Source organism: Microcoleus sp. K4-B3, assembly GCF_036704615.1.
In the GTDB taxonomy this organism is placed as follows: domain Bacteria; phylum Cyanobacteriota; class Cyanobacteriia; order Cyanobacteriales; family Microcoleaceae; genus Microcoleus.
The window spans coordinates 43,591-58,417 of the sequence record NZ_JAUBSF010000034.1 but is presented as its reverse complement, the minus strand read 5'-3'; the positions used below and the strand labels follow the sequence as shown (position 1 = coordinate 58,417).

12 protein-coding genes and 1 tRNA gene are annotated in these 14,827 nt (G+C 45.6%); 5 read left to right on the top strand and 8 right to left on the bottom strand.

The genetic code is table 11. The features are described from left to right. Positions 1–52 precede the first annotated feature (52 nt). The 5 genes from QUA78_RS16375 to QUA78_RS16355 all read right to left on the bottom strand — a co-directional run bounded on the left by QUA78_RS16375 (position 53) and on the right by QUA78_RS16355 (position 4,931). A complete protein-coding gene (locus tag QUA78_RS16375) occupies positions 53–454 on the bottom strand; it encodes a cytochrome b/b6 domain-containing protein (protein ID WP_333302888.1) in 402 nt (133 codons plus the stop codon). Positions 455–738: 284 nt separating this feature from the next. Then, positions 739–1,548, bottom strand: a complete 810-nt coding sequence (gene cobA, locus QUA78_RS16370; RefSeq protein ID WP_172190231.1) for a uroporphyrinogen-III C-methyltransferase — start codon at positions 1,546–1,548, stop codon at positions 739–741. Continuing rightward, entirely contained in the window at positions 1,545–2,321 is a 777-nt protein-coding gene (locus QUA78_RS16365) for a sirohydrochlorin chelatase (protein WP_333398904.1), read from the bottom strand. The genes cobA and QUA78_RS16365 overlap by 4 nt, the downstream gene beginning before the upstream one ends. Positions 2,322–2,525: 204 nt before the next feature. Next, positions 2,526–3,209: a manganese catalase family protein gene (locus QUA78_RS16360; RefSeq protein ID WP_333302892.1), complete on the bottom strand. Its 684-nt coding sequence runs from the start codon at positions 3,207–3,209 to the stop codon at positions 2,526–2,528. 195 nt (positions 3,210–3,404) lie between these two features. After that, a complete protein-coding gene (locus QUA78_RS16355) occupies positions 3,405–4,931 on the bottom strand; it encodes a serine/threonine-protein kinase (RefSeq protein ID WP_333302894.1) in 1,527 nt (508 codons plus the stop codon). 605 nt (positions 4,932–5,536) lie between these two features. On the opposite strand from QUA78_RS16355, the gene QUA78_RS16350 reads away from it, so the two are divergent. The 5 genes from QUA78_RS16350 (at position 5,537) to QUA78_RS16330 (ending at position 11,852) form a co-directional block, all read left to right on the top strand. Continuing rightward, positions 5,537–5,609, top strand: a tRNA-His gene (locus QUA78_RS16350). A 182-nt stretch (positions 5,610–5,791) separates the two neighbouring features. Continuing rightward, complete coding sequence (locus QUA78_RS16345; RefSeq protein ID WP_333302895.1) at positions 5,792–10,117, top strand: AAA domain-containing protein; 4,326 nt, start codon at positions 5,792–5,794, stop codon at positions 10,115–10,117. Continuing rightward, positions 10,095–10,985 (top strand): hypothetical protein, encoded by an 891-nt coding sequence (locus QUA78_RS16340; protein ID WP_333302897.1) that lies wholly within the window; start codon positions 10,095–10,097, stop codon positions 10,983–10,985. Before QUA78_RS16345 ends, QUA78_RS16340 begins: the two co-directional genes overlap by 23 nt. A gap of 127 nt (positions 10,986–11,112) precedes the next feature. Beyond that, positions 11,113–11,529 carry a XisH family protein gene (locus tag QUA78_RS16335; RefSeq protein ID WP_333302898.1) on the top strand — a complete coding sequence of 139 codons (417 nt, stop codon included), beginning with the start codon at positions 11,113–11,115 and terminating at the stop codon, positions 11,527–11,529. Continuing rightward, the gene (locus QUA78_RS16330) at positions 11,517–11,852 is read left to right on the top strand and encodes a XisI protein (protein ID WP_242716329.1); all 336 of its coding nucleotides are present in this window, start codon (positions 11,517–11,519) and stop codon (positions 11,850–11,852) included. The genes QUA78_RS16335 and QUA78_RS16330 overlap by 13 nt, the downstream gene beginning before the upstream one ends. 134 nt (positions 11,853–11,986) lie before the next feature. Here QUA78_RS16330 and QUA78_RS16325 read toward each other — a convergent pair whose 3' ends face one another. The 3 genes from QUA78_RS16325 to QUA78_RS16315 all read right to left on the bottom strand — a co-directional run bounded on the left by QUA78_RS16325 (position 11,987) and on the right by QUA78_RS16315 (position 14,606). Then, positions 11,987–12,388: an S-layer homology domain-containing protein gene (locus QUA78_RS16325; protein ID WP_333302925.1), complete on the bottom strand. Its 402-nt coding sequence runs from the start codon at positions 12,386–12,388 to the stop codon at positions 11,987–11,989. A 145-nt stretch (positions 12,389–12,533) separates the two neighbouring features. Continuing rightward, positions 12,534–13,265 (bottom strand): DUF3747 domain-containing protein, encoded by a 732-nt coding sequence (locus QUA78_RS16320; protein ID WP_333302900.1) that lies wholly within the window; start codon positions 13,263–13,265, stop codon positions 12,534–12,536. A 348-nt stretch (positions 13,266–13,613) separates the two neighbouring features. Beyond that, positions 13,614–14,606: a ribose-phosphate pyrophosphokinase gene (locus QUA78_RS16315; protein WP_333184463.1), complete on the bottom strand. Its 993-nt coding sequence runs from the start codon at positions 14,604–14,606 to the stop codon at positions 13,614–13,616. Positions 14,607–14,827 lie beyond the last annotated feature (221 nt).

Sequence of the window (14,827 nt, the reverse complement as noted above, 5' to 3'; positions counted from 1 at the left end):
GACATACAGCAGATTGCACATTAATTATTCTCTTAGTATCCCTGATTTTGGATCATTTTTTCCTTGGATTACTCTTATACGAATTAGAGAGGAAAACTCCGCTCAGAGGAACCGCTAGCATAAACAGATAAATTGCCGCGTGCAGTAGAAACGTGCGAATCCACTCACCTGTAAACTTCGGGAGACGGCGCGTATACTTACGCCACCAAACTCGCTGCAAAATGAAAATACGCCAGGTTAGCAATCCAATTGTCAACACCCCAATCGATTTATGCAAAGTATAAGCGTTGCCTTGTAATGGTGTATTGTCTGGCATTTTAACCATCCAAAATCCCCCAACCAACAGCAGCAGATAACAGGTTGCCATCACCGCGTGTATTGACCATAATTGCTTGAAGGCTGAATTGGCTCTAGGCTGGGGCTTTGTTTCTTGCGGAACTAATTTGGAACTCATTGAATACCTCGTAAACATTGAATGGTGTTTGGGTTCTGTCATTCAATATATGCGACTTCTATAAATCTGAGATCGACCGTTGATTAAAATTTTTTTATGTTTCTGGTGACTAAGGCAAAGGAGAAAATAGTCTATATTGCAGTACAGGAATCGAAACGGCGTTACACAATTTGAGGATGATGCTTGTGGGGTGTCCCGCCTGCTGTGAAAATACAGCGAACGGGCTACGAGATCCCATCCCACAAAACAATCAAAATCATCCCGCAATTATGCAACGCCCCCGCTTATTCTACAGTCTGAGAAACTGGCCGACAGCCAGACAATATCGAGTGCAAATTGACGACGTTTCCGATTACCGCGATCGCAGGTGCTGCAAATCCGGTCGCCTCAACTTGCTCTACAATTGTACCCAAAGTTCCGATCAATTCTTCTTGTTCCGGGCGCGTTCCCCAGCGCACTAACGCTACGGGCGTTTCTGCACTCAATTCGGCTGCTGTCAACTGACCGATAATGTAAGGCAAATTGTGGATTCCCATGTATACTACAATGGTTTCGGAGCCGCGGGCGATCGCCTGCCAATTGACCTCCGGCCGATATTTTCCTGCTGATTCGTGGCCGGTGACAAAGGTGACTGAGGAACTGTACGATCGATGTGTTAAAGGAATTCCCGCATAAGCAGGGGCCGCAATCCCAGAAGTTACACCGGGTACAACTTCTACCGACACTCCAGCTTTTACCAACTCTTCCATTTCTTCGCCGCCGCGACCGAAGATAAACGGATCGCCGCCTTTGAGACGAACTACGATCGCATTATCTCCAGCTTTTTCTATCATTAACTGAGTTGTTTCGTCCTGCATTAACGAGTGACGGCCTTTGCGTTTTCCGGCATCAATTCGTTCTGCTTGGGGGTTGATTGCTGCCAAAATTTGAGGGCTGACTAAAGCGTCGTAAATCACGACATCCGCACACTCTAACAGAGCTTTTCCCTTCAAGGTCATCAAACCCGGATCTCCGGGTCCCGCACCTACTAAATACACTTTGCCTAAAGACATTTTTCTTGCTTCCTTTACCTCTTCTGTGCCACTGCGGTTCATTTTTGAATTAAATCCCCAATTAAGTCTGCTAATTCTACACTTGCGCCTAGAGGATTTGCGAGATGAAGTTCCGCCGCAGGAAATTGCTGCTTTAGCTGTGCGACATTTTTGGCGATCGCATCTGTAATTCCTCCATTAAATAAGAAGTATGGCACAATTCCAATTTGCTGCTGTCCACCACGAACCAAACTGTGAATTTGCTCTTCCAAACTCGGCTTTACCGACCAATAAGCTGTCAGCGCACCGAGTTTGCTGGCGATTTCCTCAACTGTCGAGTTACCTCCGGGGCGACGGCTGCCGTGAGATAATAAAATCCATTTTGGCAATAGCAGATTGGGGAGAAAAGTCACCTCTTGCATCTGACTTTTTACCAATTTTGTTAAGCCTGCTTCCTGGGAACCTAAATGCGGGCGCAATTCAATTTTTAGCTTGTCACCAAAAGTTTGTTGGGCAATTTCCACCTCTGCCGGTATGTCTTCGGCGACGTGAACTCCCGGCAATAAAAATACAGGCAGTATTTGCAATTCTCTCAGTCCCAGCGACAGGGTACGTTCGCCAAAACTGCAAATTTGTTCGTGCAGCGGTGCGGGCCCGAGTTCTAAGGTGGCGGTTGCTACTGCGGGGAACGAGTCAGCCAATTTTTGAGACAGCAGTTGAGCTAGGTTTTCCAAAGCTACTTGGGGTCTGGGGTCGCGGCTGCCGTGAGAGACTAATAAATAGGTCGATCGCAATTTCAATATGGATTTGATGTTAATGTTCGATCGGGATTTCAAATAATTGTAACACCGTAGGGCGCGTGACTTAAAAATTACTCAACATAAAAGTTTGATATCGTAGGGTGCGCGGCTTGAAAATTACTCAACACTGCGCTTAAATCTTCTAAGCCGCACACCTTACAAAAGAAGGTGCGCGGCTTAAAAATTACTTAACACTGGGCTTAAATCTTCACTCGCCACCCAGGTTACACAACTCTCAAATTAACCTTTAGGAGCGGGATCGGCAATGTATTGGAAAGTAGGTTCCGAGTTCCAAGGGCCGCGTTCATCCTTGCCATTGGTGGACAAGTTAAAGTAGAGATCCACAGTGGAATCTGGCGGAATATTGCCGAACAAAGGATCGGTGAGTTTACCCAACGATTCTAGAGCTTTCATGAACATTTGAGTGTGAGAAATTTCGCGAGTCAGCAGAAAATGCAGCGTCTTTTTCGTTCCTGCATCCGGTGCTAGTTTAATCAATTCTTCGTAGGTTTGGCGAGCTCCTGCTTCCGCACCAATATCAGCGCGCAAATCGCGCACCACATCGCCGCCTTCGTTGACATAAGCTGCTGTCCAAGCTTGACCTTGGCTGTCCAACAAGTGCGGGCCTACACCGCGCACGGCAAACAAAGTGCTTTTATAAGCTTCTGTTTGGTCAACGTTTTTGGTGTGCATTTCTATGAGTTGCCCCACCATTTCTAAGTGGCTGAATTCTTCTATTGCAATATCTTGGAGCATATCCTTAATCCCTGCATTTTCACAGTGAAAGGACTGCACCCAGTATTGCAAAGCTGCTGTCAGTTCTCCGGTTGCTCCGCCAAACTGTTCTAGCAGCAATTGGGCAAAACGGGGGTTGGCTTCGTCTACTGTCACCGCAGACATTAATTCTTTTTTGTGAAAAAACATGGATCGGTACCTCTCTTTAGTTCGGTTGTTAAAGTCTCAAGGATTGCAGACTTTATCTGTGTTCGCCTTCAGAATCCATTGTGCGACAAGCGATCGCACCGAACCTCGGTCGCTGGTTACATCTAACGACACAAATTTCTCTGCTTTCAGGTAGAGTTTAAACTTAAAATTTTAGTTAGTTAATCGGTATAAACATTACGATTTAGGATCACCATTATTGTCGCACTCGGTTAATTTTGCACACAGGGCATCGAGATGTCGCAGCCACTGAATGCCGCCAACCCAACTGCGAGAGGGGAGGTGTCCGATTGGTGCTTGCTGACTAAATTTAATCTGCCCTAAAGTAGTAGAAGAATTGTAGGTTGGCCAGTTGACCCGATCGCAAAATCTGATATAGTCTCGCTTAACGCTTTCGTAAATCTGTTTTTGGACGCTGAAGCCAAACCGACCTTGACTGTAGTGCAGCCAAAGGCGATCGACTGTTTGCAAATCTTCGCAGGGGATCTGGTAAATTTGGCTAATTTCTAGCTGAGTTCCCGGTTCCTGGGAAAGAAATTGACACATCAAGCCCCAAGTTTCGCGATCGGCTTCTTTCCACTTTTTGTTTGACAAAAAATCCCGCAATTTGCTATAATCAACTCCCCGTGCAGAAATGATCGTCGGTTCGAGATTTGAAGTAACAGATAAGGAAAAAGTTTCTGGGGAATTGGGGACGGCATTTGTGGGTAAAATTGGAGAATCAGGAGTTTGTAGCGCGGTGAGATCGGTTGAGTTGTCGCTATTACTGAGAGTAGGAGCGATCGGCTTTTTCGGCGAAAGCAAATTTTGATGGCGAATATCTAAAGCTGCTTTGATATCGTCCAAAACTTCTGCAGCAAAACTGTACCGCTGATTGAGATGAGTTTGCAACAATTTATCTAAAATTTCGCCTAACTCGTCGCTAATACTCGTGGCTTTGGGGAGAAACTCGCGCCACCACCAGCGCTCGTTGTTGCAGTCGTACATATCCAAGGGAGGAACTTGCGTCATTAGGCGAATGCAAGTAACACCTAAACTGTAAAGGTCGCTAGCAGGAAATACTTGGCCGCGCATTTGTTCGGGAGCTACATAATCTTGACTGCCGATGAGCGTTGCTGGGCGAAGCATGGCTGTATCAGTCATTAGTTTGGCAATGCCGAAATCGATCAATACGAGTTTGTTGTCCGACTGGCGACGGATAATATTTTCGGGTTTGATGTCGCGGTGAATGACGCGCTTGTCGTGGATAAATTGCAGCACGGGCAATAAGTCTTGCAGCAGTTGCCAAATTTGATTTTCCTCGTATACACTCTGGTCTAATTCTTGTTTGAGAGTCGGCCCGTCTATAAACTCTTGAACTAAATAAATACGGCCTTCTTGTTCAAAGCCCGCTAATAATGTGGGGATTTGTGGGTGTTTTCCGAGTTCGTCTAAACGGACGGCTTCTTGACGAAATAATTCAACGGCTTTGTTAAAAATTTCGGGGTCGCGGTCGTAAAAATAAAATTGCTTGACTGCACAGCGGGGTAGAGATGGGATGTCTTCATCAATTGCTAGGAAAGTTTTACCAAATCCGCCTCTACCTAAAAGTTCAATCGGGCGATATCGCTGTCTCAGCAACAGGTTAAAGCCGCAGTTTAAGCAAAATTTTGCGGTGTTGGAGTTTTGAGGATTTTGACATTCTGGGTTGACACAGTAGTTCATATCAATTTTAGATTTTATATTGCGGACAAGACTTTTTTTTAAAACGAACCGCGAAGACGCGAAGAGACAGAAGAGATAGAAAAGAGAGAAGAGGGATGGTTGATAACTCATGCAGTGTGGGATAAGCTGTCGGGCATCTTGCGTTGTATTTTCCGGGCGGGCGGGACACCCCACAAGCATTTCATCTGTGATGTTGCACCATTCTCAATAAGGCTTTTAGGGGCGGGCTCTCCTGCCCACCCCACAATAAAATGCACTTTTTGCGGAACAGGCCGTCGGGCATTTTAAGCGAGAATGGTGCAAGAGGTGAGTTTTATCAAACTTGACTGTAAAAATTTAGATGCGCCTGGGCTTATAAGGCTATTTTAATGCGCTGGGCCGAATTGGGACGCTGCCAGAGCTGCCGAACCTGGGCCGCGTGACTGCTGGGGCGCGGGATAGTTGCCGATCGCGCGGAGCGAAAATTGTGCTAAACTATTACTGTGCATTGGATTTGAGGCACAATCGATCTGTCCGGTTCAGGGACGCTCAGAAATATTTCAAAATATTTTTGCCTTACCCCTAGACTTGTGCTGAGATCTGATGCTATAGTTAAAAAAGATATGGCGAGTGTAGCCAAGTGGTTAAGGCAGTGGTTTGTGGTACCACCATTCGTGGGTTCAATTCCCATCATTCGCCCTTTTAATTCTGAACTGTTTAATTCCAGCGCCCGTCGGCTGTACGGTAATTTGCGATGGTCGTAGGGTGTGCACTGCACACCTTAATCTTTTTTGGGATTTAGCGATTCTGTCGGCACAAGTTCCGATGTGCTAATCTAAAATCCAATCTAAAATCTAAAATCTAAAATCTAAAATCAAAATATGCCATCTTTAGTAGCAGAAGATTGGGGATATAAATTTAGTGGCGATCGCACAATTAATAAGTTTATTCGGGATATAGAAGGAGAAGCAGCTTTAGGGAAATATTGCGATTGGGAATGCAGAGAACGTGCGGAAATTCTGATGTCGGAGATAGCTGGAAAATCGCACAATCTGTTCTACGTGCGCCGCCAAAAGATAAATGAGAGATTTTCGGAAGAAGAAATCTGGGAATTGCTGCTTGCTACGGATGGAGATGATTTTGAATTACCCCAATTGTTGCAAAAAGCCGATCGCACTTTGCGGTTGTTAGCAACTGTACGCTTTGAAGACGGAATCGGCGGTTTAAAACTGCTGGATGCTGGTTTGGTGGCGGTTCCCAGAGGGAGGAAAGATGGGTATGCTTTGCCGGTGCAGTTGCGACTTTTGGCTAACAGTCGTAGCGTAGCGGGGCGTCAGCCATCGCCAATTCCTGTAAAGTCGATCGCCCGCGTCCAACAAATGCCATTTTGGGACGACAGGCACATACCGACTACCGAACAACTAAAAGTTTGGCATACTTTTTTAAATGTTGAAAAACGCATCGCGGAAGCGCGTCAATTTTGCGTGCCTTTCGGAGGACACAATTACGGTTCAGGCTTTAAAATCGTCACTTTTGAAATTGATCGTAATTCCGCAACTCTTGACGGCTACGAGGAAAATTCCTTAGAATTGGGCGACTTTCGCGAAAGGCTAAAAAAGGCACGAAATGAAGAAATTATCCTGTTTGATTCCCCCCCCGGAAGCAGAAGCAGCCGAGATGGAGAGACATTGGGTAGCATCGCCGAAATTGACTTTGAACATGGTAAATTACGGATTAAGTTAGATGTTGATTTAGGCGATCGCATGGCGGGCGGCAGATATCAACTGCCCAAACAAGGGTTCTTGTATTTTGAGGCTGCGGGCGATATCAGTCAGATTGAACGCAAGAAAAAAGCTTTAAAAATGCTGACAGACGGCCGCGCTCAAAATCCCTATTTGAGCGATTTTTTATTCGACTCTTCTCAGGCGAGAATGCCGGAAAAACTGATTAAATTGGATCGGGAAAACTTATTAAATCGCAATGCTAATGACGACCAACTTGCCGCCGTAGAAACCGTGCTTTCGGCGCGCGATTTAATTTTGATTCAAGGCCCGCCGGGAACGGGCAAAACGACTGTGATTGCGGAGATTTGCTATCAAATTGCCCGTCAGGGTGGCAAAACGCTTATTGCTTCGCAAGCAAATTTGGCTGTAGACAATGCTTTGAGTCGGTTAGTTCACAATCCGGCGATTCGGGCTTTGCGGAAGGGAAAAGCTCATAAGGTGCAGGAAGAAGGGCAGCCGTTTTTAGAGGAAAATGCGATCGGCACTTGGCTGCAAAATACGGCGACTGACTGCGAAGAAAAGCTCTCGCAGCGCCTGACTAATGTCAAATCTTTGCGCCAGTTGGTGGCAGAATCCGAGCGATTTACCGCCTACTGTGCCGCAGAGAGAGATTTTTTCAATGAACTAAAACACCTGCACGACAGTAAAGCAAGTATTGAGGAAAAGTACAGCCAGCAAGCAGCAGATTATGAACTAATTTTAACCGACAAAAGCGAGATTGAATCTCTAGTTAGTGGTTTAGAAAATCTGCTGGATGCGCCTAATGTCAACTGGGAATCTCCAGAAGTTGCTGAGTTTATGCCCCGACTAAAACCTTATTCAGAAAGCAATGTTTTAGTAGAAAACTTTATGGCAAATGTTCGGATTGCCGCTAGCAATGCTACTCAAATAGGTTTCGATCGCCCTGCTTGCGGCGCGTTTGGGATTGGGGTTTGGCTGCAGGAAACTGTAGCAGCGCAAATATCGGAATTTAAGACAGCATTCGATCGCGCTGATGATGTTTGTCACGCTATGTCAACGGTTGCGGAGTCGCTGCGGGTTTCCCGCCAGATGTCTGAGGCTGTGAATCAACTCGAATTGGGCGATCGGCAAAATCAGACACACCGCCAAAATCTCGAACAGAAAATCAAGAATTTGGAACTGCGAAAAGCCGAAATTGCAGCCGTTGTCCTCGCCGTTGCACAGTGGATTGAGACGGCAGATACGGGGCTTTATGAAGTTGTGAAAACTTGCTGGGAAACGGGCGCAATGCTGACGGATGATATGGTAGAATTGCCCGCAGGATTGCTGAAAATTGCCCGATCGCTCAAATTGCCGATCGTGCCGCCCAAATGCAAAGTCAATTTGCCCGATTTGGATCGGTTGCAAAAGGCGATATCCCACGAAGAAAGCGCAGGTTTTAAGGACATACAAGGGCAACAGTTCCGGTTTAGCGAGTTTCTGCACCTAAATTTGAGCCAAACGCCGATCGTGATCTCTGCGGGCGATCGTACACAGTGGCAGCAACTAGCCAAAGACTTCGCCAGCTACTCCCAAGTCAGCCCAAGTCAGCGCAAATTTATCATCGAAAAAGCTCGCAATTTCTTAGGTAGCATTCAACAATTGTATAGTGAATCATTGCAGCCAAATCAGATCCAGGCTACCTTCGATCGCCTAGTCAAAGAATTGCTACACAGTATCCTCGCCAATGCCCGTCAGTGCGTGGTTCCCCTGAAAACCGAAACCGAACAGCAGCTTATAAAACAGCAACAGTTATTAGATAAAATCGGTCAAACCTTAAACCAGCAGCAAATATCCGCCGCTAAACTTCAGGTAGAAACAGCGCAGCAAGAGGCAAACTTAAAAATTAGCGAAGTTACTAATTTGTTGCAAGCAATTGTCTCACAGCCAAATGTACCTGAAAAATTGCGGATTTTAGCCGAGCAATATCTGGCCCAAAAATCCAATATTTGGGAGCAACCGCAGCAGTTTGTCAAGCAAGTTGATGCTTGGAAAGCAAGCACGGTTCAGCTTGAAAAATCAATTGCTGATCTAGACCCGTTTGGGGTTTTGGAGACAATCAAAAACACTCTTGACGAGCATTTATCCCCGCTGCAAATTGCGGCTGCAACTTCGCAGCAGCAACTCGCCGAACTTCAAACAGAATTGAGCGAAATTAACGCTCAACTGCAACAGCAGCAACCGACATCCGCATTACTTGTTGAGAGAAATTGGTGGGAGTCAGCATGGCAAACTATCCCGACTCAATACCAGCCCGAAGTTCCGAATACAGGATTATTCAGCGTAGCTTTTTTAAACAAAATTAAGCGTCTATTCAAAACTTGGCAGCGGAAATTAGAACAAGAAGAAACAGCACTAAATCGTTCTCAAACGTTTGTGACAGATTGGATTCAAAAACTGCGAAATCCATCAGAAAAAGACCGCAACGATTTAAAGCAAATTTATATTGACAATGCCAACGTAATCGGCATTACTTGCGTGCAAGCTGCTAGCTTCGATTTTACTAAAAACTTTCCCAGCTTTGATGCAGTCATCATTGACGAAGTTAGCAAATGCACTCCGCCAGAGTTGTTAATTCCCGCTTTGAAAGGCAGAAAGTTAGTATTAGTGGGCGATCACCGGCAATTGCCGCCGATGTTTAATCAAAGTACGATCGACGATATTGCCGAAGACATCGGCTGTACCGGAGACGAACTTAGCTTCATAAAAGAATCTTTATTCAAAGTGTTGTTTGAAAATGCCAGCGACAGCATCAAAAAAATGCTGACAACTCAATACCGAATGCACCCACAAATCATGGGCGCAATCAATCAGTTTTACCAACAAAAACTCAACTGTGGCATTCAGGAAGCTGACACCAAACGCGCCCACAACCTCGCAGGTAGAATCATTCAAGAAAATAATCACATTCTCTGGGTGAAAACGCCCATCGGACAAGGATTTGAAGAGGAAAAACAGGGTACTTCGCGGTTGAATATCAAGGAGATTGATGCGATCGAGCGTTTGTGCGAACAAATGGAGACAGCTTGGCAGCCCAAAGTTGCCGATGGCGAACCGCCGAAAGAAATCGGAATTATCACTTTTTATGCTGCTCAATTAAATGCAATTAAAGACAGAATCGAAGGCGAAAGATTTCCTGCTTTGAGCATCCGCACTGGTACGGTTGACATATTTCAAGGCATGGAAAGACCTGTAATTATTGTCAGCACAGTGTGCAATAATGTTAGGGGCGATATTGGATTTGCGAAGGAACCGGAACGGGTAAATGTGGCCTTTTCCCGCGCTCAAGAATTGCTGGTAGTTGTCGGCTGTCACGATTTATTTACCCAACAAACAGGTACTGTGGGAAAAATGTATCAGGAAGTTTCAAAAACGGTGCGTCACTGCGGAGGTTTTGTAGATGTTTCTAGCGTCCTCAACTAAAACAATTGACTCGAATTTAAGTTCGCTAGCAGAACAGATTGAGCAACAAAATCCGGGTTTGTCAGTGTTGGCGGCGCGTCAATTCCGCTTTGCAATCCGGCAAACTCCGCTGGAGGTGGCGATTAGCGAACCGCGCCAGTTTAACGTGTTGGAAGAGTTCATTTTGCGGGCGGGGGTTGAGTTTGAACCTGCGCCAACTTTGAAGGAATTGGCGGATTTGCTGGGGTTAGACGAGATTTTTGTGAAGACGACGGCGGCGACTCTGGTTAGTTTGGAAAGCTTGGAGGTTGCTGAAAATGGAAAAATTGCGATCGCCCCACAAGGCAGAGATTTTTTCGAGAAAGGTGCGGTTAGTCGATCGCAAATTCAATCAATTTATGCCATTTCCGATCCGCTGAATCAAACTCTTACCTTTAAATTCGATGCTTTACCGCCAGAATCGGTCAACTTACCCGATTTAGCAGATTTAGTATCGCTCGAACATAAAATTACTGACCTGGCGGATTTAAGTATAGCAGAAATCCAGCCGTTAATTCAAGCTTCCGGCTTAGGAATTCACGTCCCCGAAAACGGCAAAATTGTGTCTAATTGCGATGTCATCGGCGACGATTTAGATATTTGGCAAACAGTCTCGCTTTTTGTGTTGTTAGATGCGATCGAAAATAAAACTACTATTCAAGTCCGACAGGGAAAACAAATATTAGAAACAGCTTCAAACTTGCTAAACGAACTTGAATCGCAACAAAAACTGTCCTTGAACGACTTGTGTAAAGTAACCCCAGACATCGCACAGCAAGAATCAGAGACAATCCCCGTCCAGAAAACTCCTCAAAAGCCATCTAAGAAGAAATCCAAGAAAACGATATGATAAGCACTACACTCCTGATTAACTTAAAAATTAAAACTATATAGAAAATTAGGATAGTACCGATTGACAGTATACCGCGATTTTGGTATAATTAATACTTGTTTGCAATCGCGCTGAGAATTTGTCTGTGTCTGCCAAAGATACTTTCCACGAATCCGTAAAGCGAGCCCTTGAAAAAGAACAGTGGGTGATTACTGCCGATCCACTAAAGTTTAAGTTTGGCAATATTAAATTTCAGGTCGATTTGGGAGCAGAAAGGTTAGTCGCAGCGGAGCGAGGAGGGGAGAAAATTGCAGTCGAAATCAAAAGCTTCCTCAATCCTTCTGTAATTACAGACTTTTATGCTGCATTGGGACAATTTCTCAGTTATCGGCTAGGGCTGGCATCTGTTGAACCCCATCGGAAATTATACTTGGCAGTACCAATTGACGTGTATAGAACCTTTTTTCAGTCTGAGTTTACTCAAGCTGCGGTACAACAGTATCAGGTATTGCTAATCGTATACGATTCAACAAATGAGGTAATTGTGCAATGGACAAACTAGCTCAATATCGTCAGTACGTTCAGACATTAATGAGCCGTTATGCCGAAGACGATGTTTCAGATGATGAAGTCGAAGTGCAACTAATTTTAGACACAGAGCGAGATCATTATCAGTGGATGAATGTCGGCTGGGAACACTTAACCCGGATTTATCAAACCTTCATTCACATTGACATCAAAGATGGAAAAATCTGGCTTCAACAAAATTTGACTGAGGAAAATCCTGCGGAGGAATTAGTTGCAATGGGAGTACCGAGAGAGGATATTATTTTGGGATTGCAACCCCCATACAAGCGGCAGTATACTGATTACGGTGTAGCGTAAAATGTCCAGCTAAAAAAACAGAATACTCAGATACCCGACTTCGCCAAAGTTGTCGGGCATCTAATTCGCCCTACTAAGCGTTAACGCATTTCAGCATCCGCAAAGTAGCAGCCTCGTAATTGCGCTTTGCAGAATCATTCGGAGCAAACCGAGCCAATTTCCTTAAAAGCGGCAGCAACAGAACAATAAGAAGACATTTGAGTAATAATAGAAGCAGCCCAATAATTCTGAATGTCTGAAAAAGTTTGAGACGGCTCTTTAGCAACTAAATTCGGCTGCATTCCCCACGCCGACAAACCAAATTCCGCCACTCGACGGCGCACCGCCATCAATTCAGCGCGAGTGACGGGCTGCGTAGGTTTAAAAGTTCCATCTTGATAGCCGCTAACTATCTTGTTGTCCCGCGCAAATAGAACTTTTCCGGTACTCCAGCGAGAAATAGGAAGGTCGCTATAGGGACGGATAGAAACATTGCTAGGAAATGTGATATTAGCATCTTGTATTCCTTTCCAGGATTCCAATACTAAAGATACCAATTGCTCTCTGGTAACAGCAAGTTGCGGTCGAAAGGTATTATTTTGAGAAAACCGGGCTACAAACCTAAAGCCCACAGCTTCTTTAATTTCGGAAGCGTAGATATCATCGGTAGTTATCTCCGAATCGTAGAAAAGCCAGTATTGCCTACGGTATTGGTATTTCCTGCGGTATTGGCTGCGGTAATGGCTGCGGTATTGGCTGCGGTATTGGCTGCGGCAATGGCTGCGGTGTTGGCTGCGGTATTGGTATTGGTAATGGCTGCGGTAATGGCTGCGGTAATGGCTGCGGTATTGCTTCGGTATTGCCTCCGGTATTGCCAATTTCTCCCGGTGCGGGTTGATTGGTAGTGAAATAAAAGTGACCTAATGTGCGGCCTTGGTAAGCTCTTTTACTCAAGTGCCAAGCAGGATCGAGACTGATTTTCATGAAGTCGTTAACATCGCCGTTTGTGCGACCGATAATCACCGAATCACCTTGGAAATCTACCGGAGTTCCCATTAATAGAACATTGCCATCAACACTTTCCAAGGTCAGGCTGTATTTTAATGCTAAATCGGTGCCGGCCATGCGAATTGAAAAGCCGTTACTGTCTGTTGCGCGACCACAAATACCGGTGAAATCAAAAGTAACTAATAACGGATCAACTTTCACGGGATTAGAGCCGCTTTCGCTCCAGCACTGCCGTTTGTCAGATACCTGTTCTAAAATTAGCAATTGGTAGCCGCCGTAAGGGCGGGGTTGGGCGATGACAATTACTCGGTCTTGGCTAATTTCGGTTTCGTCAAAAGTAAATGCTTTAGCCGAACCGATCGCCCCGAGTGTTAAAATTGCTGAACCTGCCAGTGCTGCCACTGTTCGTACAAGTGAATGTTTCATGATTTTTGCCTATTGGCTCCTTATTTGAATGAGACTTATCTAGAATATAAAAAAGTCGTGCTCTTTAGACAACAAGATAGGATTTTAGCATCTCTTGTTCCGGTGGTACCAAGCGCGATCGCACAATGACAATAAAATTGGTTTGTAGCCCGGTCAGGGCGGGTTTATAGATATTCTGGATGTGAATTACACATTCTTCGTGAGACCCGCCCCTACAAGTGTTATGGCTATTTTACCGAGTTACTTGATATTACTTGCGGGAAACGATCGCACTATCCGCAAAAAAAATGGTGCGTTAACCAAGTGTAACGCACCCTAAAACAAACATTCAAAAAGCGCCTTTCCTGTCTAGCGGAACATACTGCTAACGGAACTATCTTCGTGAATCCGCCAAATAGTTTCTCCCAGCAAATTCGCTACCGAAAGCACTGTCAACTGCTTAAAACGGTTCTCTTCAAGCACAGGAATTGTATTCGTAACAATTACCTCTTCCAACACCCCGCTAGACAAACGCTCGATCGCCGGAGGCGAAAACACCGCGTGAGTAGCACAAGCATAAACCTGCCTCGCACCCTCGCGGCGCAACAATCTCGCGCCCTCAGAAATCGTGCCGGCAGTATCGATCATGTCGTCCACCAACACGGCTGTTTTGCCCCTCACATCACCGATGAGGTTCATCACTTCTGCCACGTTGTGAGCTTGGCGGCGCTTGTCAATAATTGCCAGGGGAGCATCGCCAAGTTTTTTGGCAAAAGCTCTCGCCCTAGCAACTCCGCCAACATCCGGCGAAACCACAACAATATCCGTCAACTTCTTGCTCGCCAGATAATCCAAAAGCACTGGCGAACCGTAAACGTGGTCAAAAGGAATGTCAAAATAACCTTGAATCTGAGCCGAGTGCAAATCCATCGCCAAAATGCGACCGGCCCCAGCTTCAGTAATCAAATTAGCCACCAACTTCGCAGTAATCGACTCTCTTCCAGCCGTTTTGCGGTCAGCCCTTGCATATCCGTAGTAGGGAATGACGGCAGTAATTTGTCTGGCCGAAGCGCGCCGACAAGCATCGATCATAATTAACAATTCCATGAGGCGATCGTTCACCGGACCACAAGTGGGCTGAATCAAGTAAACATCGCAACCCCGAATCGATTCTTGAATTTGAACGTAGAGTTCCCCATCAGCGAACCGCTTGCGAACCATCGGCCCCAAATCGATCCCCAGATAGCGAGCCACCTCTTGGGCGAGGGGAACATTAGCAGAACCGGAGAACAGCCGGAGACGGTCGTGAGCGGAAACCGGCGGCTCGGGAAGCGAAAGCGGTAAAGTAGCAGAACGGATCACAGCAGGCCTCTTGCAGGACGTTTATTCCACCGCTATCTTACCATCGGAAACTAGAAATATTCAGCCAATTCTTTGAGAGATTTAACTTTCGGGGCTGCCACAAGTGTTAACTTAGGCGAACTGAATAGGACTTGCAGAAATATGTCCGATAAACCGGGTTTCTAGCCCACCTTCCGCATTTTCAACGGTCACAATCGGTTTTTAGTTATTTTTATCTAGCA